Annotated in this window: 21 protein-coding genes and 2 pseudogenes; 4 read left to right on the plus strand and 19 right to left on the minus strand. The window is 59.8% G+C overall.

Features of this window, described 5'->3' with window-relative positions; all coding sequences use genetic code 11:
• Window positions 1-21 precede the first annotated feature (21 nt).
• From C5F70_RS13845 to C5F70_RS13885, 10 genes and pseudogenes are all read right to left on the minus strand, one after another.
• A complete protein-coding gene (locus C5F70_RS13845; protein ID WP_026140027.1) occupies window positions 22-546 on the minus strand; it encodes a chemotaxis protein CheW in 525 nt (174 codons plus the stop codon).
• Window positions 547-601: 55 nt separating this feature from the next.
• Window positions 602-1,114, minus strand: coding sequence for a chemotaxis protein CheW (locus C5F70_RS13850; protein ID WP_226926074.1), 513 nt, complete (start codon window positions 1,112-1,114; stop codon window positions 602-604).
• 3 nt (window positions 1,115-1,117) lie between these two features.
• A pseudogene (locus C5F70_RS31135) lies at window positions 1,118-2,092 on the minus strand (methyl-accepting chemotaxis protein); the annotation flags it as partial.
• 192 nt (window positions 2,093-2,284) lie between these two features.
• Window positions 2,285-3,265 (minus strand): annotated as a pseudogene (locus C5F70_RS31140) (MCP four helix bundle domain-containing protein); the annotation flags it as partial.
• 25 nt (window positions 3,266-3,290) lie between these two features.
• Window positions 3,291-5,432: a chemotaxis protein CheA gene (locus tag C5F70_RS13860; protein ID WP_104903552.1), complete on the minus strand. Its 2,142-nt coding sequence runs from the start codon at window positions 5,430-5,432 to the stop codon at window positions 3,291-3,293.
• Between the two features lie 4 nt (window positions 5,433-5,436).
• The gene (locus tag C5F70_RS13865; RefSeq protein WP_017846995.1) at window positions 5,437-5,754 is read right to left on the minus strand and encodes a lipid asymmetry maintenance protein MlaB; all 318 of its coding nucleotides are present in this window, start codon (window positions 5,752-5,754) and stop codon (window positions 5,437-5,439) included.
• A 33-nt stretch (window positions 5,755-5,787) separates the two neighbouring features.
• A complete protein-coding gene (locus C5F70_RS13870; RefSeq protein WP_017846994.1) occupies window positions 5,788-6,156 on the minus strand; it encodes a response regulator in 369 nt (122 codons plus the stop codon).
• A 13-nt stretch (window positions 6,157-6,169) separates the two neighbouring features.
• Complete coding sequence (locus tag C5F70_RS13875) at window positions 6,170-7,447, minus strand: methyl-accepting chemotaxis protein (protein ID WP_371920066.1); 1,278 nt, start codon at window positions 7,445-7,447, stop codon at window positions 6,170-6,172.
• Between the two features lie 70 nt (window positions 7,448-7,517).
• Entirely contained in the window at window positions 7,518-8,147 is a 630-nt protein-coding gene (locus tag C5F70_RS13880) for a response regulator transcription factor (RefSeq protein WP_104903554.1), read from the minus strand.
• On the minus strand, window positions 8,147-11,041 hold the full coding sequence (locus tag C5F70_RS13885; RefSeq protein WP_256588418.1) for a PAS domain S-box protein: 2,895 nt from the start codon (window positions 11,039-11,041) through the stop codon (window positions 8,147-8,149). The genes C5F70_RS13880 and C5F70_RS13885 overlap by 1 nt, the downstream gene beginning before the upstream one ends.
• A 435-nt stretch (window positions 11,042-11,476) precedes the next feature.
• On the opposite strand from C5F70_RS13885, the gene C5F70_RS13890 reads away from it, so the two are divergent.
• The 4 genes from C5F70_RS13890 (at window position 11,477) to C5F70_RS13905 (ending at window position 15,734) form a co-directional block, all read left to right on the plus strand.
• Entirely contained in the window at window positions 11,477-12,100 is a 624-nt protein-coding gene (locus C5F70_RS13890) for a hypothetical protein (RefSeq protein ID WP_104903556.1), read from the plus strand.
• 574 nt (window positions 12,101-12,674) lie between these two features.
• On the plus strand, window positions 12,675-14,330 hold the full coding sequence (locus C5F70_RS13895) for a methyl-accepting chemotaxis protein (protein WP_017846990.1): 1,656 nt from the start codon (window positions 12,675-12,677) through the stop codon (window positions 14,328-14,330).
• A gap of 42 nt (window positions 14,331-14,372) precedes the next feature.
• On the plus strand, window positions 14,373-14,906 hold the full coding sequence (locus tag C5F70_RS13900; RefSeq protein WP_104903557.1) for a chemotaxis protein CheW: 534 nt from the start codon (window positions 14,373-14,375) through the stop codon (window positions 14,904-14,906).
• Between the two features lie 21 nt (window positions 14,907-14,927).
• On the plus strand, window positions 14,928-15,734 hold the full coding sequence (locus tag C5F70_RS13905) for a protein-glutamate O-methyltransferase CheR (RefSeq protein ID WP_017846988.1): 807 nt from the start codon (window positions 14,928-14,930) through the stop codon (window positions 15,732-15,734).
• A 21-nt stretch (window positions 15,735-15,755) separates the two neighbouring features.
• Here C5F70_RS13905 and C5F70_RS13910 read toward each other — a convergent pair whose 3' ends face one another.
• The 9 genes from C5F70_RS13910 to C5F70_RS13950 form a co-directional block, all read right to left on the minus strand.
• Window positions 15,756-16,193 carry a response regulator gene (locus C5F70_RS13910; protein ID WP_017846987.1) on the minus strand — a complete coding sequence of 146 codons (438 nt, stop codon included), beginning with the start codon at window positions 16,191-16,193 and terminating at the stop codon, window positions 15,756-15,758.
• A 2-nt stretch (window positions 16,194-16,195) separates the two neighbouring features.
• A complete protein-coding gene (locus tag C5F70_RS13915; protein WP_017846986.1) occupies window positions 16,196-17,524 on the minus strand; it encodes an ATP-binding protein in 1,329 nt (442 codons plus the stop codon).
• A 12-nt stretch (window positions 17,525-17,536) separates the two neighbouring features.
• The gene (locus C5F70_RS13920) at window positions 17,537-18,148 is read right to left on the minus strand and encodes a chemotaxis protein CheC (protein ID WP_017846985.1); all 612 of its coding nucleotides are present in this window, start codon (window positions 18,146-18,148) and stop codon (window positions 17,537-17,539) included.
• Window positions 18,148-18,507 (minus strand): response regulator, encoded by a 360-nt coding sequence (locus C5F70_RS13925; protein WP_017846984.1) that lies wholly within the window; start codon window positions 18,505-18,507, stop codon window positions 18,148-18,150. The genes C5F70_RS13920 and C5F70_RS13925 overlap by 1 nt, the downstream gene beginning before the upstream one ends.
• 251 nt (window positions 18,508-18,758) lie before the next feature.
• Window positions 18,759-20,894 (minus strand): TonB-dependent siderophore receptor, encoded by a 2,136-nt coding sequence (locus tag C5F70_RS13930; RefSeq protein WP_104903558.1) that lies wholly within the window; start codon window positions 20,892-20,894, stop codon window positions 18,759-18,761.
• Window positions 20,895-21,117: 223 nt separating this feature from the next.
• Complete coding sequence (locus C5F70_RS13935) at window positions 21,118-21,966, minus strand: alpha/beta fold hydrolase (RefSeq protein WP_017846982.1); 849 nt, start codon at window positions 21,964-21,966, stop codon at window positions 21,118-21,120.
• 34 nt (window positions 21,967-22,000) lie between these two features.
• On the minus strand, window positions 22,001-23,293 hold the full coding sequence (locus C5F70_RS13940; protein ID WP_104903559.1) for an FAD-binding oxidoreductase: 1,293 nt from the start codon (window positions 23,291-23,293) through the stop codon (window positions 22,001-22,003).
• 57 nt (window positions 23,294-23,350) lie between these two features.
• Complete coding sequence (locus C5F70_RS13945) at window positions 23,351-23,773, minus strand: RidA family protein (RefSeq protein WP_104903560.1); 423 nt, start codon at window positions 23,771-23,773, stop codon at window positions 23,351-23,353.
• A gap of 31 nt (window positions 23,774-23,804) precedes the next feature.
• Entirely contained in the window at window positions 23,805-24,944 is a 1,140-nt protein-coding gene (locus tag C5F70_RS13950; protein WP_026140023.1) for a tyramine oxidase subunit B, read from the minus strand.
• Window positions 24,945-25,117 lie beyond the last annotated feature (173 nt).

Genomic DNA, 25,117 nt, shown 5'->3' on the forward strand with positions numbered 1-25,117 from the left:
GAGGACACTCCCAAAAAACAATCAGGCAGTTGAAGGCAGCAAGGGATCAAGGGTTGCCAGCACATCGACCTGTTCCAGGGACAACACGCGACCGATATCCAGCAACAACACAAAACCGCTCTCCAATTTGCCGATGCCCAACAGGAAGTCCGCTCTGACATCGGTCCCGAAATTCAAGGACGGTTCGATATCCTGATCGGCGATTTCAAGGACCTCGCTGACCGCATCCACAATGATGCCCACCGGCTTGCCCCCGGCATTGGCCTGTACCTCAAGGATCACAAAGCAGGTCCTCGAGGTCTGCACCGTGCGCTCGCCGCGAAAGCGCACACCCAGGTCCAGCACCGGAACCGCCGCGCCGCGCAGATTGATCACGCCGCGGATGCTGGGCGGCAACAACGGCACGCTGGTGATCGGTCCGTATTCGATGATCTCTCGCACGTTGAGCGTGCCGACGGCGAACATCTCATCCCCCAACTCGAAGGTGAGGTATTGGCTAGGGCTCGAGACCGTGGCTTTACCTGGACTTGCGATGGATAACGCCATGACTCACCTCGCATCGATTACTTTGCGGCCGCGCCGGGAGGCGCGGTCGTATACGTCAAGCTCGCATCAAGCCGGCCATCTCATCGACACACAACACCTGCTCGATTTGCAGCAGCGTGACAAACGCACCTCGCACCTTGGTCATCCCCCGGATGAAGTCGGTACGGATAGGGTTACCAAAGGCCGGCGCGGGCTTGATATCGATATCGAGGATCTCGATCACTTCGCTGACCGAGTCCACCACCACCCCCAGCACCTGGGACTCGCCCTCCTTCGCCGCTTCAAGAATGACGATGCACGTTCGGCTGCCCAGCACCGTCACACCCTTGCCAAACCGCGCCTTGAGGTCCACTAACGGCACCACTGAACCGCGCAGGTTGATCACCCCGCGCAGGAATGTCGGCATCATCGGCACCGTGGTCACCTGGTTGTATTCGATGATTTCGCGAACGTTCAGTGTATTGACCGCATACATCTGCTGGTCAGCCAAGAAGGTCAGGTACTGCAAGGGCTCATCGACCTGCGGCGCTGACTCCAAAGTGTTCGGCATAACGGCTGTGGCGCTCATGGGTCAGCTCCCGAAGCGGACGAAACCGCTCTCCACCGCACGGGTATCCTGGTCGAACGTGGATGCCGCGCGATTGATCACGGGCATCGAGGCGGTCCGCCCGGCGCGCTTGCTCTGTACGCTGAAAAAGCCCATGAGTTCCTGCAACTGCTCGGCCTGGCCGCTCATTTCCTCGGCCGTCGCCGCCAGCTCTTCGGAGGCCGAAGCGTTTTGCTGGGTCAGTTGGCTCATCTGCGACATCGCGCTGTTGATTTGCTCGGAACCGATGGATTGTTCTTCCGAGGCGGCCGCGATTTCCTGCACCAGGTCAGAGGTCTTGGCGATCGAGGGCACAATCTCGTCAAGCAGGTTGCCCGCCCGTTCCGCCAAGGCCACGCTGTTCTTGGCCACTTCACTGATTTCCTGCGCCGCGATCTGGCTGCGCTCGGCCAGTTTGCGCACTTCGGCCGCCACCACCGCGAAGCCTTTGCCGTGCTCGCCGGCACGCGCCGCTTCGATCGCCGCGTTGAGCGCCAACAGGTTGGTCTGGTAAGCGATGGAGTCGACGATGCCGATTTTCTCAGCGATGGTCTTCATCGCCGCCACAGTGTCCTTCACGGCGCGACCGCCTTCCGAGGCTTCCTTGTTGGCTTTACCCGCCATGCCGTCGGTCACCTTGGCATTTTCGGTATTTTGAGCAATGGACGCCGACATCTGCTCCATCGATGCCGAGGTCTGTTCCACCGACGCGGCCTGTTCGGACGCCGACTGCGCCATGCTTTGCGCAGTGGCGGAGATCTCCTCGGAAGCACTGGACAGCGAATCGGCCGAGCCGCGCACTTCGCCGATGATTTCCGAGAGTTTTTCCACGGTGCCGTTGACCGAGTTTTTCAGTTCCAGGAACTTGCCTTGATAGTCGCCGTTGATGGTCCGGGTCAGGTCGCCATTGGACATCGCCGACAAGACATCCATGGCTTCAGTAATCGGCACGATGATCGCATCCAGCGAACCGTTGATCCCCAGGATGATGCGGCGGAAATCACCCTGATGCCGAGCGGCGTCAGGCCGGGTATCGAGTTTGCCGATCAGCGCGCTGTCGCTGATCTGGCTGGTGTCTTCGACGAGCGCCAGGATATTGGCCCGCAGTTGCTCGATGTTCTCGTTGATAAAGGCTTTTTTGCCGGGGAATTGCTCAAGCGGTGCCGACAGATTGCCTTCGCCGAACGCGCGGATACAGGCCATGGCTTTTTTCTTCACGCTGATATGGCCGTTGACCATCTCGTTGATGCCCTGGGCCATGGAGCGGTAACTGCCATGAAAGCGGCCAGCATCGATCTGTGCATCGATGTCGCCCTTGTCGTGTTCACTGGACATGCGGTTTATCTCCGCGACCAGCCCATGCAGGCTCGCGCCCAGTTGTTGCATGGACGCCATCAAGCTCGTGGTGTCACCGGGCTTGAGCGTGGCTTTGGCATCCAGCTCCCCCGCTGACAAGCGAGCGGCGAAAGCGCGCACGGCCACCGGTTCGCCGCCGAGTTGGCGCATCAGGTTGCGCCCCAGAAGTGCGCCCACCAACGCGGTGGCTAAAAATGTCAGCGCGCTGACCAGCAGGATGAGGGAGCGGGCATTCTTCTCAGTGGCGGTGGCAACCAATTGGCCCTTGCGCCCAAGTTCCAGGTTGTATTCGCGCAGCTCACCGATCGTCGTCAGCACCGCGCTCTGCAATGGCTGGCTCGCCTCGATCAATGCACGGGCCGAGGCTTGATCACCGTCGTCGATGAACTTGTCGAAATGCGCCTGCAGGGTCGCGAATTCAGCCAAGCGGCCACGTAACTGCTTCAACAGTGCTGCGTCATGGTCGTCGGAGACCAACGCGGCCTCATAGTGATCCAGGGCTTTGCCAATCGCGCTGAAGTTCTGTGCCACGTTCTGTGCATAGCTGGACACGAAGTTTTTTTCGGAATCGTTCAGACGTTGCCATTCCAGGGTGTGAAGGTCGGTGAACGCAGCCGCCGCACGGTCGATTTCCAGCAAGCTGGGCACGGTATTGGTGTTGGCATAACTGGCGCTCGTATTGATTTCACCGGCCAGGTAAAGGCTGGTACCACCCAACACGACAACGCCGAGCGCTGCGGTGAAAACCAACAGCATGATATTTCTGATAACGGTCATGGCGAGGAACTCCTGATGACGCTCATTAAGTCGATAACGGACTTGGGATCGAACGGTGGGTGGCGTCCTTGGCAACGTGTCCTAACAAATTGGGTATATCCAGAATCAGGGCGACGGCTCCACTGCCAAGGATGGTGAACCCGCCGAGCCCATGGGCCTCACCAAACACTTTGCCCAATGGCTTGATCACGGTTTGAAACTCCCCCTGCAAGCGATCGACCACCAAGCCAGCACGCAGGCCGGCGTATTGCACGACGACCACGTTTTCTCGACTGCCTCGGGGTTCTTGCACATCGAACATGTCCCGCAGGCGCAGGATCGGCAGCACATCTCCACGCAGGTCCAGGTAGCCGGTGTCTGCGCCCTGTCCAGGCGCCAGTTCGATGCACTCCTCCACCATGTTCAGCGGGATGACATAAGAGGCCTTGCCCACCCCGATCAGAAAGCCGTCGATGATTGCCAGGGTCAGCGGCAGACGAATCCGTACCGTTGTGCCCTGCCCTTCTTCGCTCTCGAGGCTCACGCTGCCGCGCAACGCGGTGATATTGCGCTTGACCACATCCATGCCCACCCCGCGGCCGGACAGGTTGCTGACCTGGTCGGCGGTGGAGAAGCCCGGCTCGAAAATCAAGTTCAGGATGTCTTTATCCGCCGGTAGCTGGCCGTCCCCCACCAGGCCACGCTCGCGGGCCTTGGTCAGGATTTTGTCCTTGGCCAGGCCACCGCCGTCGTCCGACACTTCGATCACGATACTGCCGGACTCGTGGTAGGCATTCAGGCGTACCGTGCCCTGGGCCGGCTTGCCCCGTTGAAGGCGCGTCGATACGGCCTCGATGCCATGGTCCATGGCGTTGCGCACCAAGTGCGTCAACGGGTCGCCGATACGTTCGACGACGGTCTTGTCCAACTCGGTCTCGCCACCGCCGATCTGCAGCACGATGTCCTTGCCCAGTTCCTTGGAGACGTCGCGCACCACCCGCTGGAAGCGCGTGAATGTCGCGCCGATCTGCACCATGCGCAGGGTCAGTGCCGAGTCACGCACCTCTTCCACCAAGCGCGATAACAGGCTGGTGGCTTCGATCATCTCGCCAATCCCGCTACGCACTGCCACCAGGTTGGCTCCGGCTCCGGCGATGATCAGCTCGCCAACCAGGTTGATCAGTTGGTCCAGCTTGGCGGCATCGACGCGGATCAGGTTGCCTTCGTTGCTCGCCGCACCCTTGCCGGCCTTGATCAACGGCGCGACTGAATCGGGTGGTGCGTCCAGCTCGCCGCGCATCTCGACCGGAGCTTGCTCACCCTCCTGGGTGACGAGCAGGGCCTGGGACTCCGTCAATGTGCCGCAACGCACCAGCAGCTCAAGCAGCACGGCATTGTCTTCCGGCAATCCGTCGAGATGCGCGCGACAGGCTTGGACAGAGGCTTGCGGTGCAAGGATCTGGACGAGCGCGTCATCGCGCACAAAATCAAAGGCTCCGTCGATGACCTCCCGCGAGGCATCGCTGAGCAGCGCGAGTTCAAAGCCCAGGTAGTTGGTTTCCGGGTCCATCGACGCAAACGGCGGCAACCCCTCGCACAGTGTGACGGTATGCAGCAACTGCCCCAACGTGCTCAGGTAACGCAGGAACGCCAGCGGGTCCATGCCGTTGCGCAATACATCCGGGCCAAAGCGCAGGGACAAGTGCCAGTGGCCGGGACTTGCGCCCGGCTCGTCCACCGGCAACGTGGCTGGAGCGGGCGAAGCGCTCGGCACCGAGCCTTCCAGGTACTGCGCGAGCCGCTCGCCCAGGCATTGGCCCTGGAGCCGCAGCGGTTCGTCCAATCGGTCAAGGTTGCCATCCTCGGCCAGCAGGTCGATCAACTGGCCGATATGGTCACGGGCATCGAGAAACAACGCACTCAATGCCTCGTCGACGCGCACTTCCAGGCTGCGGACCCGGTCCAGGACGCTTTCGGCGACATGGGTGAACTCAACGATGGGCATCAAGCCAAACAAGCCGGCCGAGCCTTTGATGGTGTGGGCCACGCGGAACAAGCCGTTGATGGTGTCGAGGTCCTGCGGCGACCTCTCGATCTGCAGCAGTGCGTCTTCCATTTGCAGCAGGAGCTCGCGACTCTCGGCAATGAAAGTCTGCAGCACGTCATCCATGTTCATGGGCTGGGCCATACGATCATGCTCCAAGCGACTGGGCGAAAAGCGGATTGGCGAAGTAGTCGTCAAGACCGCTGAGCCGTATTGCTTCGATTACGGTCGCGCTCGGGTTGCTCAGCAACAGCTGCGTTCCGTCCTTGAGCGACTCGCGTTTGATGAGGATCAACAATTGCAGACCGGCGCTGTCCAGTTCGTCGACATTGGACAAGTCCAACTCAACCTCATGCGCCAGCGGAAACAACGACAACAACAGGTCTTTTTGTTCAGTGGCGGTGTAGATCGTCAGGGGGCCTTCCATGACCTGGATTCGACGTAGCATCGGTACGGTGCTTTTCATGGAAACCTCCTGGCCAGCGGTCGCTGGTCATTGCTATGGCAGGATCAACTTGGAGACGGCAGTGAGCATTTGCGCTGGCTGAAAGGGCTTGACCATCCACGCCTTGGCACCGGAGGCCTGGCCTTGCTGCTTCATCGCATCACTGGCCTCGGTGGTCAGCATGATGACCGGCGTGAACTTGTAGGCCGGCAATAGCTTGGCCGCCTTGACGAAGCTGAAGCCGTCCATGTTGGGCATGTTCACGTCGCTGACAATCAGGTGGATTTTGCGTCCGTCCAGTTTGCTCAGCGCATCTTTGCCATCACAGCCTTCGATCACGTCATAACCCGCGCCTTTGAGAGTGATGCTGACCACCTGCCGGATGGAGGCGGAGTCGTCGACGATCAGAATGGTTTTGCTCATCGGAAAAGCTCCTCTAGAAAAAGGTGATTTCGCTGTCATCGGACTTGGCGTGCGTGTTACCGCCATGGATAGCGTGTTGCTCCGGCATGGTGTAGGCCGTTGAAAGCTCTTGCAGCCAACGATCACTGACCATCGGGCTGAGGGAATGCCCGCTCAGGCTCGATGCCTGGCGCTCGTCCAATTGCTGCTGGAGCTTGTCCAGGTCGCGGGTAATCAGCGTCAACATCTGGCTGACGCGATCCTGGAACTGCAAGGCGACCAGCACCTGGGCAATCTCGTCGGCGACGTTGGCGCTCTGCTGTTGCAGGTCATGGCTGTTGCGCACGAGGGTCTGGGCGGTACCGCGAAAATGTTCGATGACCTGCGAGACCACACGCTCCGAATCCGCGAGGGTCAAAGTGTCTTGTTCAGCGTGGTGGCGGGACATTTGCACCGTGCGGGCAATGGCCGCATTGACGGTATTCACGGTTTCACTGATCTTGCGCCCGGTCTCGCCGGACATACTCGACAGCTTGCGCACTTCATCGGCGACCACCGCAAAACCTCGCCCCGCCTCACCGGCGCGCGCGGCCTCGATGGCGGCGTTGAGGGCAAGCAGGTTGGTTTGACTGGCGATGTCACCGACAAACTTGGCCATCTGCTGAAGTTGTTCGGTGAAGCCGGAGAGCTGCAGGACTTCTTTGAGTTCGCTCTCTTTATTGGAGAGCGCGGAGCGCAGGGCCAGCACGATGGAATTGAGGTCGCGCTGGCCGACTTCCAGCAAGTCGACCAATTGCTGGGAAGCATCTTGCCCGCCGTTGCTGGCCACGCTGTGGCTGATGTTCGATGACAGCGTGCCAAAGCGTTCGCTGAGCTTGAGGATGGACGTTTCGCTGATCACGCGCGCGGCTTCGATCTGCCTGGACCAAACGGGAAGCACGCTGAGGCACACGTCTGCCAGGCCGTTATCGACGGCCAATGTCGCCGAGACCTCGGGCGGCTGATCGAGCTGGCGTTGCAGGCTGTTGCAATGCGCCTGGAAGCATCTGTTTGCCCAAAGGCCCAAGCCAACGCACAGCGCCAACAACGCGCCCCCTGCCGCCACAGCCCATGCGCTGAAGTCATTGCTGTAGGCAACCGCAAGGCCTCCGAGCAGACCGGCCAAGGCGACCGGAAACACTATCAAAGCAGCCGAGGGGGGTGTGGTCTGTTCGCTCACGGTCTGTCTCCCAATCGAAGCATCTCGTCGCCGGTTGATCGGCAGTTCGATTGCTTGAGAGGGATACTGGCCCAATAATGGCACCACGGCCATCGGACCATCCCTATTCCAGGGTAGGGATACCGGCAACCAAGGTAGGAAAATCCCTACACAAGGGGGTTGCTCACGAAATACCCAAGGTCATGGCGAAGCGCACAATGTCCGCTGTAGAGCCGAACCCCATCTTTTCCATGAGCCGGGTCTTGTGGGTGCTGACCGTCTTGTTGCTGATGACCAACTGTTCGGCGATCTGGTTGACGCTCATGCCATGAGCCAGCAAGCGCAGAATCTGAAACTCGCGATCGGACAGGCTTTCAACGTAGGTCTGTTGCTTCAGGCCACTGCTTTGCAGGGCAATCTGCTCTGCCAGCGCCGGGTCCAGGTAACGTTGGCCGCTGGCCACTCGTCGCATGGCAATCAACAGGGTCTCGGGGTCGCGGTCCTTGGTGAGGTAGCCGAGCGCACCAGCGCGCAGTGCGCGTTGCGCAATGTGGATTTCGTTATGCATGCTCAACACCAGGATCGGCAGCTCCGGGTACTGGGTATGCAGGCGGGCGATCAGGATTTCGCCGCTGATACCCGGCATGTTCATATCGAGCAGCAGCAGGTCGATCTCGACCTGGCGCAACAGCTCGATCACTTGCGTGCCACTCTCGGCTTCGGCCACCACCTGGACATCGGCGACCAGCATGAACAACTGCTTGAGCCCTTCGCGCATGATGGTGTGGTCATCGGCGATCAGCATGCGAATCATTAATACGTATCCTTGTGCATCGGAATGAATGCCTGGACTGTTGTGCCCTGTCCGGGATGGCTGAAAACAATCACTTTGCCGCCCAACATCAGGCCACGCTCACGCATCCCGGCCAGCCCCAGGGTCTGCCGGGTGACGGCGTCGGGGTCAAACCCCTTGCCGTTATCCTGGACCTCCAGCAGCCAGTTGGTTTCCTGCGGGCTCAGGGTGACGCTGACCTGTGTCGCTTCGGCGTAACGCGCGATATTGGTCAACGACTCCTGCACGATGCGAAACGCGGCGGTGACGTGGGTATCGGGGAGCGTCAGCGGAATCGACGGCAGGTGTAACACACAGGGAACCCGGGTCAAGGTGACGAACTCGGTGGTCAGCCACTCAAGACCGGAAACCAGCCCCAGGTTTAACGCGGACGGTCGCAGGCTGGTGGAGACATCACGCACGACCTGAATCGTCTTGTCGGTCAGCACCATCAGCCGCTCGACCTGCGGGGTCAGCTCGGGTGTCGAAGCGCCGAATTGAAACCTCAACAGTGATATCCCCATGCGCAGTGCCGTCAAGTGCTGGCCCAGCTCATCATGGATCTCCCTGGCGATCAGTTTGCGCTCCTCTTCCCGCGCCGTTTCGCGACGGGTCGACAGATCGCGCAATTGTGCATTGGAGTTGGCCAGGCGCCGCTCGGCAGCCCGCAGCCTGGAAATATCGCGCCCCACCGCCAGCACACTCACGACCCGCTGGCCGTCGACCTCTGGAACAAAGTGGATCAGTACCACTTTGGGTGCGCTCTTCAACCCCGAGAGCAGAAACTCCTGCTCCGTCGCTTTATTTTCCTGAATCACTTGGGCCACCAATTCGCGAAACAGCTGAGACTGGTGGTTCAGCGGCGCCACCGCGTCCATGGGCATGCCCATCAGTTCCGGCCAGGCCCCGCCCACCCATCTTCGCAACTGTGCATTGACGTAGAGCACTTCGCCATGAGCACTCAACCGAGCGATAGCGTCCGGGCTGTTTTCGACCAGTGCGCTGATGTCGTGCTGGCGTCCGAGTTCTTTCTGCCGGGCCCTGATCAACAGGGTAATGTCGCGGCTGATCACCAATATCCGTGCCGCCACACGCCCTGAATCCGCCACCGGCACCAGCGTAAAGTGCAGTTGACGGACTTCGTTGCGAAGCACCATGCCCTCATCCGACTCAACCACCCGCCCGGCGGTTGTGCATTGCTCACAAAGCGCCTGGATTTTTTGCGCGCCCAACCGACCAAAGATCAACTCCAGCGGCTCACCGATGACATCGGCATGCGGTTTGCCCAGCGCGCGCAACAACGCCGGGTTGACCTCGACACAACGCAGGCAACCGACCGCCGTCATTTCCAGCAGGCAAAGCATGTCCAGGGTGTGGTCGAAAATGTCACGGTAACGACGCTCGCGCTCGCGGAGCAACGACTCTGATTGCCAGCGTTCGATCGCGATCGCCGCAATATGACAGGTCTGGCGCACGCGCAGGATGTCGCTCTCATCCGGCCCGGTGCCGGACGACTGAGACAACTCGAAAGTGCCGAGCACGTGGCCTTGTTTGTCCACGATCGGCTCGGACCAGCCTACGGCAGACGCCGTATTCATCACCGCGCCGGTGCCGAGCGGCGCTACCAGTTGCACCCGGCAGGACCGATGGGGCAAGGCCAATTGCAGATAGTCCACCAGGAGCTCGAGCGTTTCCTCCAGGGGCGCGCCCGTCGCCATTTTTTCGAAAATCCCCAAGCGCGCGTCTTCCAGGACCTGTTGCTTGCACAACTCGGTAATGTCGTGGGCCAGCGCCAACACGCCGATCACCTCGCCTGTCGGGCTGCGCTCGGCCGTCAGGCTGACCGCACAACTGACCAACTCGGTACTGTCCGCGAAGGTCCAACTGTCGAGGAATTGCGCGGTTTCGCCCGTCGCAACGACATGGCGCAGCTGGTTGATATAGTCACCCGCGTCCTCGTCGGGGCTCACGCCTATCGACTCGTCATAAGACATGCCGGTCAAGCGCAAAAAGGCCGGGTTGACGTAAGTGCGCAACAGGTTGCGGTTGTAGCGCACGATGATGTTGGGTGAACTTTCCGCGAGGGTGAGAAATTTGAGTTCGCTGCCCACCAGCGTTTCGCGCAGCTGCCAGTTCTCGGTGATGTCCTCCAGTTGGGACACAAAGCAGAGCGGCTGCCCCTGATCGTCCCGCACCATTCCCACGGTCAACCGCGCCCACACCACCCGCCCGTCGCGATGGATATAGCGTTTATGCAACGTCGCGCCTGACCTCGCACCGCGCTTGAGTTCGTCGATCAACTGCTTGCCGACCTCGCGGTCCTCGGGGTGGGTCAGTGCCATGAACGTGGTGGTTTGCAACTGCGCTTCGCTATACCCAAGCAATGTGCAAATGACGCCATTGGCCCGTAGCCAACGACCGTCCAGCGACACCAGCGCCAGGCCGGTACCGGAGGAATCGAAAATCGACCTGAGCGGGATCTGCGCGTAGCTTTCGGTTTCGGATGGCGGGGCCGACGCGCCCTGGCGGGCAACGACCTCGACAATAAAATACGCATCGCGCCACAGCGTCAGGGAAACGTCCAGCCCGCACGCCCCTCTGCTCAATGCCGCGAAACCAGCCCGCGTGTTCCCTGCGGCCGTTTCTAGCGCGGCATAAAACAGTCCATGGTCTTCGGGCCGCAGGAGGGCGATGAACTCGCCGCCCGCTGTCGGAGAAACGCCATTTTGAACTTGCAGATGGGCGAACGCGGGATTGCCGGCGACAACCCGAGCGGCGCGGTCCAGCGCCACAACCGCAATGGACAGACAGCCGAGCACACTCTCGAGGGTTCGCAACGTATCGTCGTCAGCCACTGCCTGTGCGTCGCGAGCCATCATCCCTGTGCCCTCGGTCGTTGAACGGACTTAACGATATTTGCAAGGCGGGTAAAACGCCTAGCAACCTTCTACGCAGCGCTGGAAATCGGAAACGCCTGAACATTGACCTTTTTACGAGAGCACGGACCCTCACCGCCAACTTGTCTATCTCGCGTTAAAGCGCCTTCAGACCCACGACTCAATCCTTTGCTCGAACTGTAGCCCAATATCAGGCTTCGAAGAGCTGCAGCACGATAGAAGAGAAGGCGCTACAGGAGATGATCCAAGTCAATACACATGGGCGGCCGCGGGTTTTGCATCACTTCTTGTCTATGCTCACCCGCACCGCCGAGGCGCAGACCTTTGAGCCTTGCAGCGAACGAAAAAATGATATCATAATGACATCATCACCTGATACCTTGTAGGTAGAACCAAGCAATTGCGAGGGTCATCATGGGCGAAGGCGCTCCTATTCCGTCGAATGAAGCTGAAAGGCTAAAAGAGGTCGCCAAATTTTGCCCCGCGGGCAGCGACTCCGACGAAGTCTTCGACAAAATCGCCGCAATCACCTCGGCGTACTTCAACGCGCCGGTCACGCGGGTCTCAATCGTCGATGAGCTCTGCATTATTGACACTGTCACGCGCGCGCCCATGAGCGAGTTGGACAGAGGCATGCTCAATTACTTCACTGAATGGGTCACGATGCGTATCTGCAACAGGCGCGCTCGTAACTTCGTAGACCAACCCACCGGGTTGTTTAATCGACTGAGGTTTGAGGAAGATATACATCAAACGAACCGGGTAAACAGCGCATGCGAGATTGACGCAGTCGACGTCATTATGCCGAAAGTCCTCAACGATATAGTCAAGGCACCGGGTTATACCTGTACACAAGACTTGATCCTGGCGATAACGTCGCGCCTACAAAAGTGCTACCCAATAATTGCTTGCTTTATAAAATCAGTCCGACGCGATTCGGCTTCATTCTCAATGAATGAGCCGGGCCCTGAGCAAATTTGCGAACGTATTCTGCATAACTTAAAAATATCGGCTACCGAGTCGTTGCAGAAGGCGTAGAAAACCAAGAAGTTCTGCAGCGTTACTTGATAGAAAAACCTATGAGTTCCAAGGCTTTAGAAACCTGGATAGGACAAAGAAACCAGGAGGCAATCATGACGTTGAAGGACTCGCACGCGGCGATTGCGCGCTATTTATATAACGCCACGCCTGCGCCAGTCGTCTACCGATTATATAAACCACCGCTGCCTGGCCGTTTTTTATTACAGCCCTTACTTACCGCCCCGGTAAAACCGAATTATTTTACCGCTGACCGACGACTGACCTGTTCTGCGCTCAAGTTGATCTTGGCCCGAGCCGATAGGCTGATGTGAGAAGGATCGCTATTTACTGATTCAGGGAGGAACCTATGTCGTCATACGGCAACTTGCAGCCGCTTCCTCAGGCTCGCACTTTTTTCCGCTTACCGCTCGTACCCGCTGCCTGTGGCGCATGCGCCCTGCTATTGAGCGACTGGCGCGCCGACAACCAGACAACGCGCCCCGCAAACGCCTGGGCAAACCACTGTTTATTCCTCGAACGATAGCAAACCCGGCAATTCAGCCAACCGCACCGCACATGGAGAGGCCTTTCAATGAAATGGTTCTACGATTTAAGGATAGCTACCAAGCTCATCACTTCGTTCTTGCTGGTGCTGGTGCTGACGGCCATGACGGGCGTGTTCGCCATCATCCAGTTGGGCCTGGTTAACGAAACTGCCACTGAAATGCGCGACAACTGGTTGCCTTCGGTACGGGTTGTCTCCGGCATTCGTTTTTTTGTCGCCAACTATCGGGTCAAGGAACTGCGCTATCTGATGGCCGACAGCCCGACGGAACAGGCGCAATATGAACAGGAGATCGTCGATGCTCGCAAGGAAGTCGAGACCCGCATGGCGCGCTATGAAAAAGAGCTGATCTCAAGCCCGGTGGAACAGGCGTTGTTCGATACGCTCAAGACCAACTGGAACAGCTACCTCAATACCAGTAAGAACCTGTTGGCCGAGTCGCGGCAGGGTTTGAAGGAACAGACCAGTGTCATTCTCAAAGGGGATTCGAAACGGGACTTCGAACAGATCTCCAGCGACTTGGTAAAACTCGTCGACCTCAACGACGCCGGAGCCACGGCAGCCAATCAACGCGGTAACGAAATCTACGCCAATGCGCGACTGTCCATCATCGCCGCGGTACTCGTGGCTTTGCTGGTGGGTATCGCGCTGGCGTTGTTTATTTCACGCATCATTTCCACCCCGCTGAAAAGGGCCGTGGATGTGGCCAGCCAACTGGCCGAAGGTAACCTGGCCGTGAAGATCGAAGGTGGCTCCAAGGACGAAACCGGGCGTGTGCTCACGGCGATGCAGGCCATGGTCGGCAAGCTTTCGCAGATTATCGGTGAGGTGCGCAATGCCGCCGACGGTCTGGCCAGCGCGTCGGAGGAAGTCAGCGCTACTGCCCAGGCCATCAGCCAGACCACCAGCCAACAAGCCGCAAGCGTCGAAGAAACCAGTGCGTCCATCGAACAAATGAGTGCCAGCATTAACCAGAACACCGAGAACGCCAAGATAACCGACGGCATGGCCAGCAAGGCAGCCAAGGAAGCAGGAGACGGCGGCGACTCTGTTCAGCAAACGGTGCAGGCGATGAAAAAAATCGCGCAACGCATCAGCATCATCGATGACATTGCCTACCAGACCAACTTGCTGGCCTTGAACGCCGCCATCGAAGCGGCGCGAGCCGGCGAACATGGCAAGGGCTTCGCGGTGGTGGCGGCCGAAGTGCGCAAACTGGCCGAGCGCAGCCAGGTGGCCGCTCTGGAAATAGGCGAGCTGTCCACCAGCAGTGTCGAAATGGCCGAACGGGCCGGCCATCTGCTTGGCGAGATGCTGCCGTCGATCAACAAGACCTCCGATCTGGTCCAGGAAATCACGGCCGCCTCCGAAGAACAGGCAGCCGGCGTGGCGCAGATCAATTCGGCGATGAACCAACTCAACCAGGTCACTCAGCAAAATGCCTCCAGCAGCGAAGAGCTCGCTTCCACCGCCGAAGAAATGAGTACCCAGGCCGAACAGTTGCAGCAGGCCATGAGTTTTTTCAGGCTGGACGCAAGCGATCAGGCATCGAACGTCACACTGGGCAAATCCAGCCAGGCAAGCAGCGTATCGCGTGCGGTGGCGCGGGCACCGCGAGCGGTCCCGCAGAAAACCTTCCTCAAGAGCGCAGGCCCCGACGAAAGCGAGTTCACGCGGTTCTAAGCGCAAACCGGACGCGGTGCTTTTTTCATGCAGGAGAGCGACATGGGCGCGTTAACCGATACCCGACAGACGACGGCGATTCAAAAGCAGGAGGCGCAGTACCTGACGCTCCTGCTGGGCGGCGAAATGTTCGCCATCGATATCCAGGGCATCAAGGAAATCATCGAGTACGGACACGTGACTCCGGTGCCGATGATGCCCGACTTCGTGCGCGGCGTGCTTAACCTGCGAGGTGCCGTGGTGCCGGTGCTGGACCTCAAGGCACGGTTCGGGCAGCCCTGCACGAAGGTCTCTCGACGCAGCTGTGTGGTGATCCTCGAAGCCAGCAGCGAGGACCACCAGGCCCAGGATATCGGGCTTCTGGTGGACAGTGTGTCAGAGGTACTGGAAATTCCGGCGGACGAGATCAAGCCGGCCCCCAGCTTTGGCGCGCGCATTCGCCCTGACTTCATCAGCGGCATGGCCAAGGTCGCCGGCACGTTCGTCATCGTTTTGCAGGTGGACAAGGTGTTATCGATGGATGAAATGTCTCAACTGGCGGACGCCGGTGACAGCCCCAGCCTCCAGGACCTGTAAGTCACGAACAAGGAGTTCGGATTGAAACAGATCAATCTTGAAGATCGTGAATTCACCCAGTTCCAGTCCTGGCTCTATGGTGCAGCGGGCATCCACTTGTCACCCATGAAAAAAGCCCTGGTTGCCGGGCGTCTGTTCAAGCGCCTGCAGTTCCATGAACTGGAGAGCTACGGCGCGTATTTCAAAATGATAATGGGCAAGGAGAACCCCGACGAACTGCAGTTCGCCCTGGACCTGTTGACCACCAACGAAACGTATTTCTTTCGTGAACCCAAGCACTTCGAGTTCCTGCGCGAACGGGTATTGCCCTTCGCGTCACCAGGCAAGACCTTCAGGGTGTGGAGCGCGGCCAGCTCCTCGGGCGAAGAACCTTACAGCCTGGCCATGACCCTTGCCGAAACCCTGCGCAGCACGCCCTGGGAGGTCATCGGATCGGACATCAGCACCCAGGTACTGGCCAAGGCCCGGAACGGGCATTACCCGATGGAACGCGCCAACAGACTGCCGCAGTCCTTGCTCAGTCGATACTGCCTCAAGGGCATCGGCCAGCAGGAAGGCACCTTCCTGATCGATAAATCCCTGCGCCAGCGGGTCAGTTTCGTGCAAGTCAACCTGATCGAAACCCTGCCCCAACTGGGCGAATTCGATGTGATTTTCCTGCGCAACGTGATGATTTACTTTGATCAGGAGACCAAGCGAAAAGTGGTCAGTCGCCTGCTCCCATTCCTGCGACGTGGCGGCTATTTCATGATCAGTCATTCGGAAAGCCTGAACGGCGTCAGCGATGCGTTCAAGCTGGTGGCGCCTTCGATTTATCAAAAACCGTGAGGCGCCGAAGCTGTCGAGCCACTATTCGCTGATGAGCTTCTTCGGGTTGTCACGTTCACGCAGCACACATTGCATTTCCAAAGCCTCATCGAGGGTGAGCTGAAGCTCTTCATCCTTCCAGGGTTTGCTGATGTAGCGGAAAATGTACCCATCGCTGAGTGCCTGCGTGATCATGCTCATGTCGGCATAACCGGTCAGCAGGATATTCATGCAGTGCGGATCGCGCTTATGCACCTCACGGAGCAGGGTCGGGCCGTCCATGAACGGCATGCGCGCGTCGCAGACGATCAGGTCTATGGGGTGCAGTTCGAAAAGGCTCAGCGCCTGCGCGCCACTGGTGGCCAGCAGCAAATCGTAAGGCTTGCCACGCAGCAAGCGGCGCAGGCTGTTGAGGATACTTTCTTCGTCGTCCACCAGCATGACGGTGTAGCGTTTTTCGCTCAACTCGGTGGTGTTCATGCTCAGCATCCTTCAACGGCAGAGGTAGCGTGGGCCTGTACCTGGGGCTGACGTAACGGGAGCCACGCGCGGAAGCAACTGCCCCGGCCCGGTTCACTTTCGACGGTGAGCCTTCCATGGTGCTTGACGATGATGCTGTACGACAGCGACAGGCCCAGGCCCGAGCCCATGCCTACCGGCTTGGTAGTGAAGAACGGTTCGAATATCCGGTTCTGGATGTCCAGCGGGATGCCGTGACCGTTGTCGACGACCTCGACGAACACACCGCCGTCTTCCCTGCCACTGTTGATGATGATTTCGCCATCAACGCCCACGGCATGGCTCGCATTGATGAGCAGATTCAAGAACACCTGATTGATCTGCGAGCCCATGCACTCGATAGGCTCGATATCGCCGTAGCGCTTGATCACCTGAGCCTTGAACTTGATCTCGTTCCAGATAACGTTGAGGGTGCTATCCAGCCCCTTGTGCAGATCGGCCAACTGCCATTCGTAACTGTCGACATGGGAGAACTCGCGCAGGTCCTTGACGATACGAGTGACCCGGTCCAGCCCCTCGACCGACTCGACGATCAGCTCGTCGATGTCCTGCCGCATGAAATCGTAATCCGCCTTGTCCCGCATGGCCGCAAGCTCGGGATGAGCCTGCGCATGTTTTTCGTCACTGGCCTGTTCGTAGGCGTCGAGCAATGCGAAAAGATCCACCAGGTAACGCCGCAGGCTGTTGACGTTGGAGCACACAAAGCCGATCGGGTTATTGATCTCGTGGGCCACGCCCGCCGCAAGCTGGCCAATCGCAGCCATTTTCTCGGACTGCAGCAACTGCGCCTGAGCCTCCTCGAGCCGTGCGATCAGCAGCGCCTGGGCGCTCTTTTCCTCCTCCAGCAACTCGTTGAGGTGCGTCAGTTCGAGTTGGCGGGCAGCGGTGTCGGTCGTATCGCTTATCGCCAGGCCCACCCCCAGACTGCCACCATCGGCGTCCTGCACCGGGAAGAAGGTGCAGTTCTGATACATGTGCCCGACCAAGCCACTGATCGGCCGGGTGCTTTCGAAGTTGAACAGGTGCGGCCGTTGCTGCCAGGAGGTGAACGCAAAGTTCTGCAGCGTGACGACGCTGTTGATCTTCTGCCGGGTCCAGACCTCGGGCAGTTCCGGAAACACTTCGAACAGCGTGCGACCGACGAGCTCTTCGGCGCTGCGGCCGCTGTTGATGGACATGAAGTGGTTGGAGAACAGCACTTTGCAGTCATGGTCGACCAGCAGCACGCCCATGTTGATGGCCTTGAGCATCGACTCAAGGGTTTCCCGGGAAATTGCCTTGTTGTCTGTCATGAAGACGCCCCTTCAAAGCTCATAGAGCAAGCGATCGATGGCCCGGACCACAACGCCTGCTGTACGTTCGGTGATACAGATCAGCAGGTCGCAGGAGAATTGATGAGCCTGCACCTCGAAACGGATTTCCAACACCATCGCCAGGTGTTCGTTCAGGTTCAATTCATCCAGTGCGTTCGTGGACTCTTCTCTGTGGACCAGAATCGACGGCGCGTCGTAGCTCACTTGTATCGCCACCTGCTTGGCCAGGCCACTGATGCAGGCGCCGGACAGGATGTTGGTGACATCCAGCATCAGTTCTTCCTGCTGCGCAGGGCCGCCGTCGCTATAGCCGAGCAATTCGGCGAGCTTGTCGGCCCCCATGGAACCAAAGCAAACGAACACCTCTCCGCGTAACTCCCCCAGGAACGACTGGCGGGTGACGATCATGGAGCTTCGACGAAGATGGTCCGGAATCAACAGGTTGTCCTGCTCCCGGATCAGTGGGTGAATGAAAGGAACCGAAAGCGTAACCATGGTGTTGGTCAGCCGGGCCAGTCGTTCGGCGGCCTGCCCCATGGCAATGTTCATCAATTCCTGCAAGGCGTCACGTTGGTCTTCGGTTAGCGCGGCCAAGGTTTCCATCAAAGTACCCCTATGACGTGCAAGGCATTGAGTACAGCTTGCGCCGTAACCGGCTTGGCGACGAATGCAGCAGCGCCCAGATCGGATACGCGCTGCCTGGCCAGCGGCTGGATGTCGGCGCTGATCACCACGACAACCACATTCGCGTCCTCGCGCTTGAGCGCCTCAAGGGTCTGGAAGCCATCCATGACCGGCATGGTCAGGTCGAGAAAAAGCAGGTCCACCAAACCGGCGTGATACGCCTCCATCACCTCGGCACCGTTACAGGCCTGGCGAACATCTTCGGTCAGTGATTCTGGCAGGGAACGCAAGACCAGCTTGCGGGACATGGATGAGTCATCAGCGATTAGGACTTTCATGATGCACTCCACATTATGAAGTGTCCTGCAGCCTCGGGAGGGGTCGCAGAAACGAAGATTCGCAAGAACCTTTTAATCACTCTAACCCGACATCTAGCAAAGAGCCATCATCCAATCCTGATATTGCGCGAGGGATTTTCGGAGCCTGTAGGGGTTTCCCTACAGGCCGCCAAAAAGTGTGGCTGCGTGATCTTCGCCCGGCATACCACCGGATCAAGCGACGAGGCACATCGCACCGGGCGCTGACCGCGCTACAGAGTGTAGGAAATACCCACTTGCACCGTGCGCGGCTCGCCAGGGTAGGCGTAGAAGTTCAAGAACGAGCCCTCTTCGTACTCGCGATTGAACAGGTTCTTCACGTCCAGGTTGAGCCTGACCTTTTCGTTGACCTTGTAGTAACCGAGCAGGTCGACGACCGTGTAAGCGTCCATCGCGAACGTGTTGTTGGCCGTCTGCCCGGCACGCTCGGCCACGTATTTGCCACCGGCGCCGAGGCCCAAGCCTTTGAGCGCGCCGTCCTGGAACTCATACACGTTGAGCAGGCTGAAGCTATTGCGCGGAATGTTGGCCAAACGCGTTCCGGTACGGACAGTGGTGTCCTTGGTGACGGCGGCATCCACATAGGCATAGCCGCCGATCATCCGCCACTCGGGCGTCAGGTTGCCGGCCACGTTCAGATCAAAGCCGCGACTGCGGACCTGGCCCGTCGCGACATTGAAGTCGGAGTTCAAGGGGTCGAGACCCTGGACATTTTTCTTCTCGATCTGGTAAATCGCCGCATCGACGCTCAACTGTCGGTCAAGCGCTTCCCACTTCACGCCCATCTCGTAGGACTTGCCCTTCTCCGGATCGAACCCACCGCCCTGACGACTGGCGCCAGTGTTGGGCTTGAACGAGCGCGCGGCATCCGCGTAGAGCGCGACGGTGTCGGTGAGGTCATACATCACGCCGACGCGCGGGGTGACGGCGTTGTCGGCGGCGTTCCAGCTTCTGACACCGGGTACGTAGGACTCGTAATCGTGCTCGAAGCGCTCGAAGCGCGCACCGGCGAGGACTCTCAAGCGCTCGGTCAGTGCCACCTGGTCCTGAACGAAGGCCGCGTAGGTCTTGAGGTTTTCTTTATCGTGCGTCGGCGTGCGGGTCAGCGCCGGACGAGGCTGGCCGTAGACCGGGTTGTAGATATCGATCGGAAAGGTCCCCGCCACGCCGCTGGAACGCTGGATGATCGACTTGTAGTCGTAGTCTTCGTATTCGATGCCAGTGAGCAAGGTGTGCGCAAAGCCGCCGGTGGAGAAGTGCCCGGTCAGGTTGAGTTGGTAGTCCTTGTCGGTCCATTCCAGCTTGCGGTAGTTGAAGTTGCGCTGAAGTGTGCGGCCATCGGCATCCAGGCTGGTCGCGCCGTTGGCCTCGACACCATTGCCCTTCATCGTCCCGTCCAGCCACTGGAAACCACCGCCCAGGGTCCAGTTGTCGTTGAGCAGATGTTCGAAGCGCAACTGGGCCATGTTGTTATCGTTGTGCAGGTCGCCGGCGTACTTCTCGCCCCAGAAGGTGTCGCGGGACGGCGTCCCACGCTGGTTGGCGAAGCGTGTCAGGCCGCGATCCAGCGGGCGATTGTTACGCATGAAGTCGCCTTCGAAGATCACCTTGGTGGCGTCATTGGCCTGCCAGGTCAACACCGGGGTCACGCCGTAGCGTTCGCTCGAGACATGGTCGCGGAAGGTGTCGCCGCCCTCGCCCACCACGTTCAGACGATAGGCCAGCGCGCCTTGCTCATCCAGCGGGCCGGACGCATCGAGGGTGCCGCGCTTCATGCCCTGGTCATTCAATTGGCTACCCAGCGTGACCGTGGGCTCGGCCAGCGGCTGCTTGGATACCACGTTGAAGGTGCCACCGGGATCGCCACGGCCATACAGCATGGTCGCCGGCCCGCGTAGCACTTCAAGGCGCTCGATGCTGTTGGCGTCGGGCATGCTCGGGTAGCCGCGGTTGATCGGGAAACCGTTGCGGTAGAACTCGGCAGTGGTAAAGCCTCGCACGGTGAAGCTGGTAAGCCCTTGCCCACCGAAGTTGTTCGCCCGGCCGACGCCGCCCGCGTAGTCCAGGGCTTCCTGCAGGCGAGTCGCACCAATGTCCTCGACCACGTCCTTGGGCACTACGCTGATGGACTGCGGCGTTTCATGAATCGAAGTGTCGGTGCGGGTCGCACTGGCTGAACGTGTTGCGCGGTAGCCCTTGACCGGCCCTTGAGCCGTCTCGTAGTCCATTTCGCCGGTGACCGTGGTCGCCTGCAACTCGAGGCTGCTTTGTTCAGAGGCAGCAACCTGCGCCCAGGCAAAAGGAGTAAACGCCTGAAGCACGCAGAGGGAAATCAGGGTGTGACGCATGGATGTTGGACCTCATGGATGAGCCGACGCGCAGGCAAACCTGCCAAGAATTCGCGGCGCATGATATACCAAACCATTCGCGTATGACATGGATTCTCATTAACTGTTTTTTGCGTATCAGCTTTGTATCAACCGCGTAAAAATCCAGGCAAAAAAAACCACTCGCTAGAGTGGTTCGCTTTTGCCATGGCCGCCTGCCACGGCAGTGCTGGCGCGCTTGCCTTCAAGGGCTCGGAGTCGTGAGGCTGGCGAGAAAGTCAGCGACCAGCCGGTTGAACGTCTCGCCCTGATCGTCGTGGACATAGTGACTGGCGTGCGCGACTTCCACCGTCTGCACCTGCCGATTGCTGTCACGCATCGCCTGCAGCGTCGCGGTGGGCAGGAAGTCCGAACGCCCGCCACGAATGAACAGCGTCGGGCAGTCCAAGGCCCGCACCGCCGGCCACAGGTCGGTCGGCTCGATGCTCAGGCGCGCCTCGGCGATGCCTTGCTGATCGTGCCGCCAACTGATCAGCCCTTCGTGCTCTTTCATCGAATGCGCCAGCCTGGAAGCGAGGCCCTGCTCCGACAAGCCCGGGCGCGACGCCTGCCAGAAAGCGCGGGCGCTCGCCCAACTGTCGAAGTGCAACGGCGTCTGGCTCATTTCACGGCGAATACGCGCCGCGCCGTCGCCCTGGCTCGAGGAGCCGGGACCGATGTCTTCGATGATCAGCCCGTGCAAACGCCCTGGGTTTTGCCGTGCATATTCAAGAGCATTGGCGCCACCCAGCGAATGCCCCAGCAACACGAAGCGTTGCAAACCGAGGTGGGCGACAAAGTCCTCCACATCCTCCACATAAGATTGCGTGTGGTAGCTGCTCGGCGTGGCCCAATCGCTCAACCCGCGACCGCGCTGGTCCAGGGCGTAAACGCAGTAACCGGGGCCCAACGCCTGCACCAGCGACTCCCAGGTCTGCGCATAGGCCCGCAAGCCGTGCAGCAGAACCAGAGGCACGCCGCTCGGCTCGCCCCATTGCAGAAAATGCAGGCGCAAGCCTGTGCGATTAGTAAAAAAACAGCTGGCAGGCGACATCGTTGTGCTCCATGAAGGCTGGGCTTGGGCCGGCTTAGAAACGATCGAAACGATACGGGCTCGGATCGATGATCGGGGTATGCCCGCTGACGATATCCGCCGCCAGATGGCCGGCCGCCGGCGAGGTGCCGAAACCGTGCCCCGAGAAACCGGTGGCGACGGTCAACCCGGGAATTTGCGCGACCGGCCCAATCACCGGGTTCGAGTCCGGCGTCACGTCGATGGTGCCCGCCCAGGCCTGGGCAATCCGCGCCTGCTCGAATACCGGCCAGGCGGCCTTGAGGTTGTTCATCGCATCGTTGTTGAGCCGCGGGTTGGCGGCCGGGTCCTGCACCCGTACCCGTTCGAACGGGCTGATACTGTCGGCCGACCAACGCCGGGCCAGCGCCAGGTCGTTAAAGAAATACTTGCCCAGCGACACGTTCAACACGCTGCGCTGCGCGCGAAACTGCGGCATGTATTGCTTGGCGAGCAACAGGTGATCGAGGGTCAGGTAGGCGTCCAATTTGCCGCGTTGGGTAATGATGAAACCGCCGTCCTTATGCTTGCGAAAGGAAAAGTCCGGCGCGCCCACGGCGATTTCCGTAGGCCCGTCCATCGGATGTGTGCGCAGCACCGAACAGGTCAAGGCCAAGGTCGGCAACGCCACGCCGAGGTTGCCCAAAAAGCGCCGCGACCACATCCCCCCGGCCAGCAATACCTGATCGCAGCGAATCTCGCCCTTTTCGGTGACCACCCCACTGACCTTACCGGCGGACATCTGCAGTGTACGCACCGCACACTGCTCGACGATCACCACGCCCTTGGCCATGGCCGCCTTGGCGATCGCACTGCTGGCCAGGGTCGGCTCGGCCCGCGCATCGGATGGCGTAAAGATACCGCCGGCCCAGTCAGCCACGCCGCCCGGCACCCGTTGCGCGATCTCGCGCTGGCTCAGCAACCGCGAGTCGAGGGACAGATGTTCGACCGATTTCAGCCAGCTTTCATGCATCGCCATCTGCGCCTCGTTGCGGCCCAGGAACATGATGCCCTCTTGCCGATACCCGACGTCGGCGCCGACCCGCTCAGGCATCTGCGCCCACAAGCGATCTGCGGCGAGGGCCAAGGGGATATCGGCGGCGTGCCGGCTGGTCTTGCGTACCCAGCCGAGGTTGCGTGAGGACTGCTCGCCGGCGATACGGCCTTTTTCCAGCACCACCACCGCGATATTGCGTTCGGCCAATGTCAGCGCAGCCGTCAAGCCGATGATCCCGCCGCCAATGATGACGACGGACGTCGCGAAGGGGAACGTAGTTGACGTGTTCACGGGCGCTATAGTCGGGGCCATGATCAAGACTCTGTGAGCGATTGAGGTCGGCCGCGCAAGCGCACGGCCGCGTAGCGGTCATTGCGACAGGCGGATGACGTCGACCTGCGCCTTGGAGGCGTTGCGATAGGCCGTCACTTCCAGTTCCACCTTGTAGACCGTCGAGCCCAACGGCGGGCAGGTCACGGTACTGGCCGGATCGACACCGCGAAACTTCTCGCCGATCAGGCCCATGACCGCCGGAACGTCCTTGGGGTCCTGGATGAATACCCGCGAGCACACCACATCGGCCAGGCTGGCGTCGACGGCGGCGAGGGCCGTTTCGATGTTGGCGAATACCTGATGCGTCTGTTCGAGGATGTCCTCGGGGATCAACTTGGTTTGCGGGTTGCGGCCTGCGGTATTGGAGACATAGATCCAGTTGTCCACCACCACCAGGCGTGAATAGCTGGCTTGGTCTTCAAACGGGGAACCGGTCTTGAGCTTGATGATTTTGGTCATGTCGTTGCCTCTTCAGATGGATAAGGGTGGCTTAGCGCAACGCGGGGGTTTCCCACAGATTCAGTTTCACGCCGATGCCTTTTGCGATGGCATTGCGGTACACCACCGTGCCCCAGGCCACGTCTTCCACGGGCATGCCGCCCACCGACATGATGATGATCTCTTCATCGTTCCGGCGGCCCTGGGCATCGCCGGCAACGATCTTGCCGATGTCTTCGAGCTCGTCGCGCTGCATCTTGCCTTCGGCGATCATGTCCATGAACCGCACACCGATCACCGGCACGCAGTGGTGCGCGGGCTTGGGCAACTCTTCGAACCAGGCTTCATAGAGGCCGGTGTTATCCAGCACCTTGCGCACCTCGGAGCTCTCCATGCCTTCATCCAGGGAGCAGGACGCCGGCATCGCCATGAAGGCGCCCGGTTTGACCCACTCACGCTTAACGATTGGGTAGTTCGAGGGGTCGCCGACCTCACCGGAGCTACAATAAGTAACAAGGTCGGCGTCGCGGACCACATCTTCGAGGGTGTCGACGACTTTTATCGTGGTCACCTGTGGGTAGGTTTGCTTTACCCAGGCAATAAAATCGTTGAGGCTTTTCTCGCCGCGTCCCTTGATCTTCAAGGTATCGATCTGCGGGCACACCGCGATGAAAGCGGCCAGCGTGGTCTTGCCCATCACCCCCGGGCCCAGCAGGCCGACGACTTTGGCATCCTTGCGGGCCAGGTGGCGCGCGCCCACGCCGGGAATCGCGCCGGTGCGATACGCCGACAGCAGGTTGGCCGACATGTGCGCCAGCGGTGCGCCCGTGTCGGGGTCGTTGAGCGTGAACATCAGGATCGAGCGCGGCAGGCCTTTGTCGCGGTTGGCGATGTTGGAGCCGTACCACTTCACGCCGGCGGTGCAGAAGTTGCCGCCCAGGTAGGCCGGCATCGCCATCATGCGTCGGTCAGCGGTGGGTTTGGGCATGTTCGGGAACGGTGATTCCTTGGGGAAAATCACCATCGCGCCGTGGGAATCGTTGTTCGGGCCCGCCATGCGGTAGTCGCCGATATACAGCAGGCCGAACATCTCTTCCATGGTGTCGACACAGGCAAGCATGTCGGTGACGCCAGCGCGGATCATGTCCTGCTCGGACAGGTAAATGAAGTCTATTTTTGTAGTCGTGGACATAATTATTCTCGGGCTGAAGGTGATATCGCTGCGGTAGGCGCGGCTCCCACGCTGTCGAGTCCGAGTATCGGGCTGGGCTTATCGGCGGTATTGTAAATTTCGGACATCGGCGCTTGCCGCGGGCACCTGAGTTGGCGCGATAAATGCCTGAATATTCGCGCATATTGCCAATC

This window comes from Pseudomonas sp. LH1G9, assembly GCF_002949975.1.
GTDB classification, from domain to species: domain Bacteria; phylum Pseudomonadota; class Gammaproteobacteria; order Pseudomonadales; family Pseudomonadaceae; genus Aquipseudomonas; species Aquipseudomonas veronii.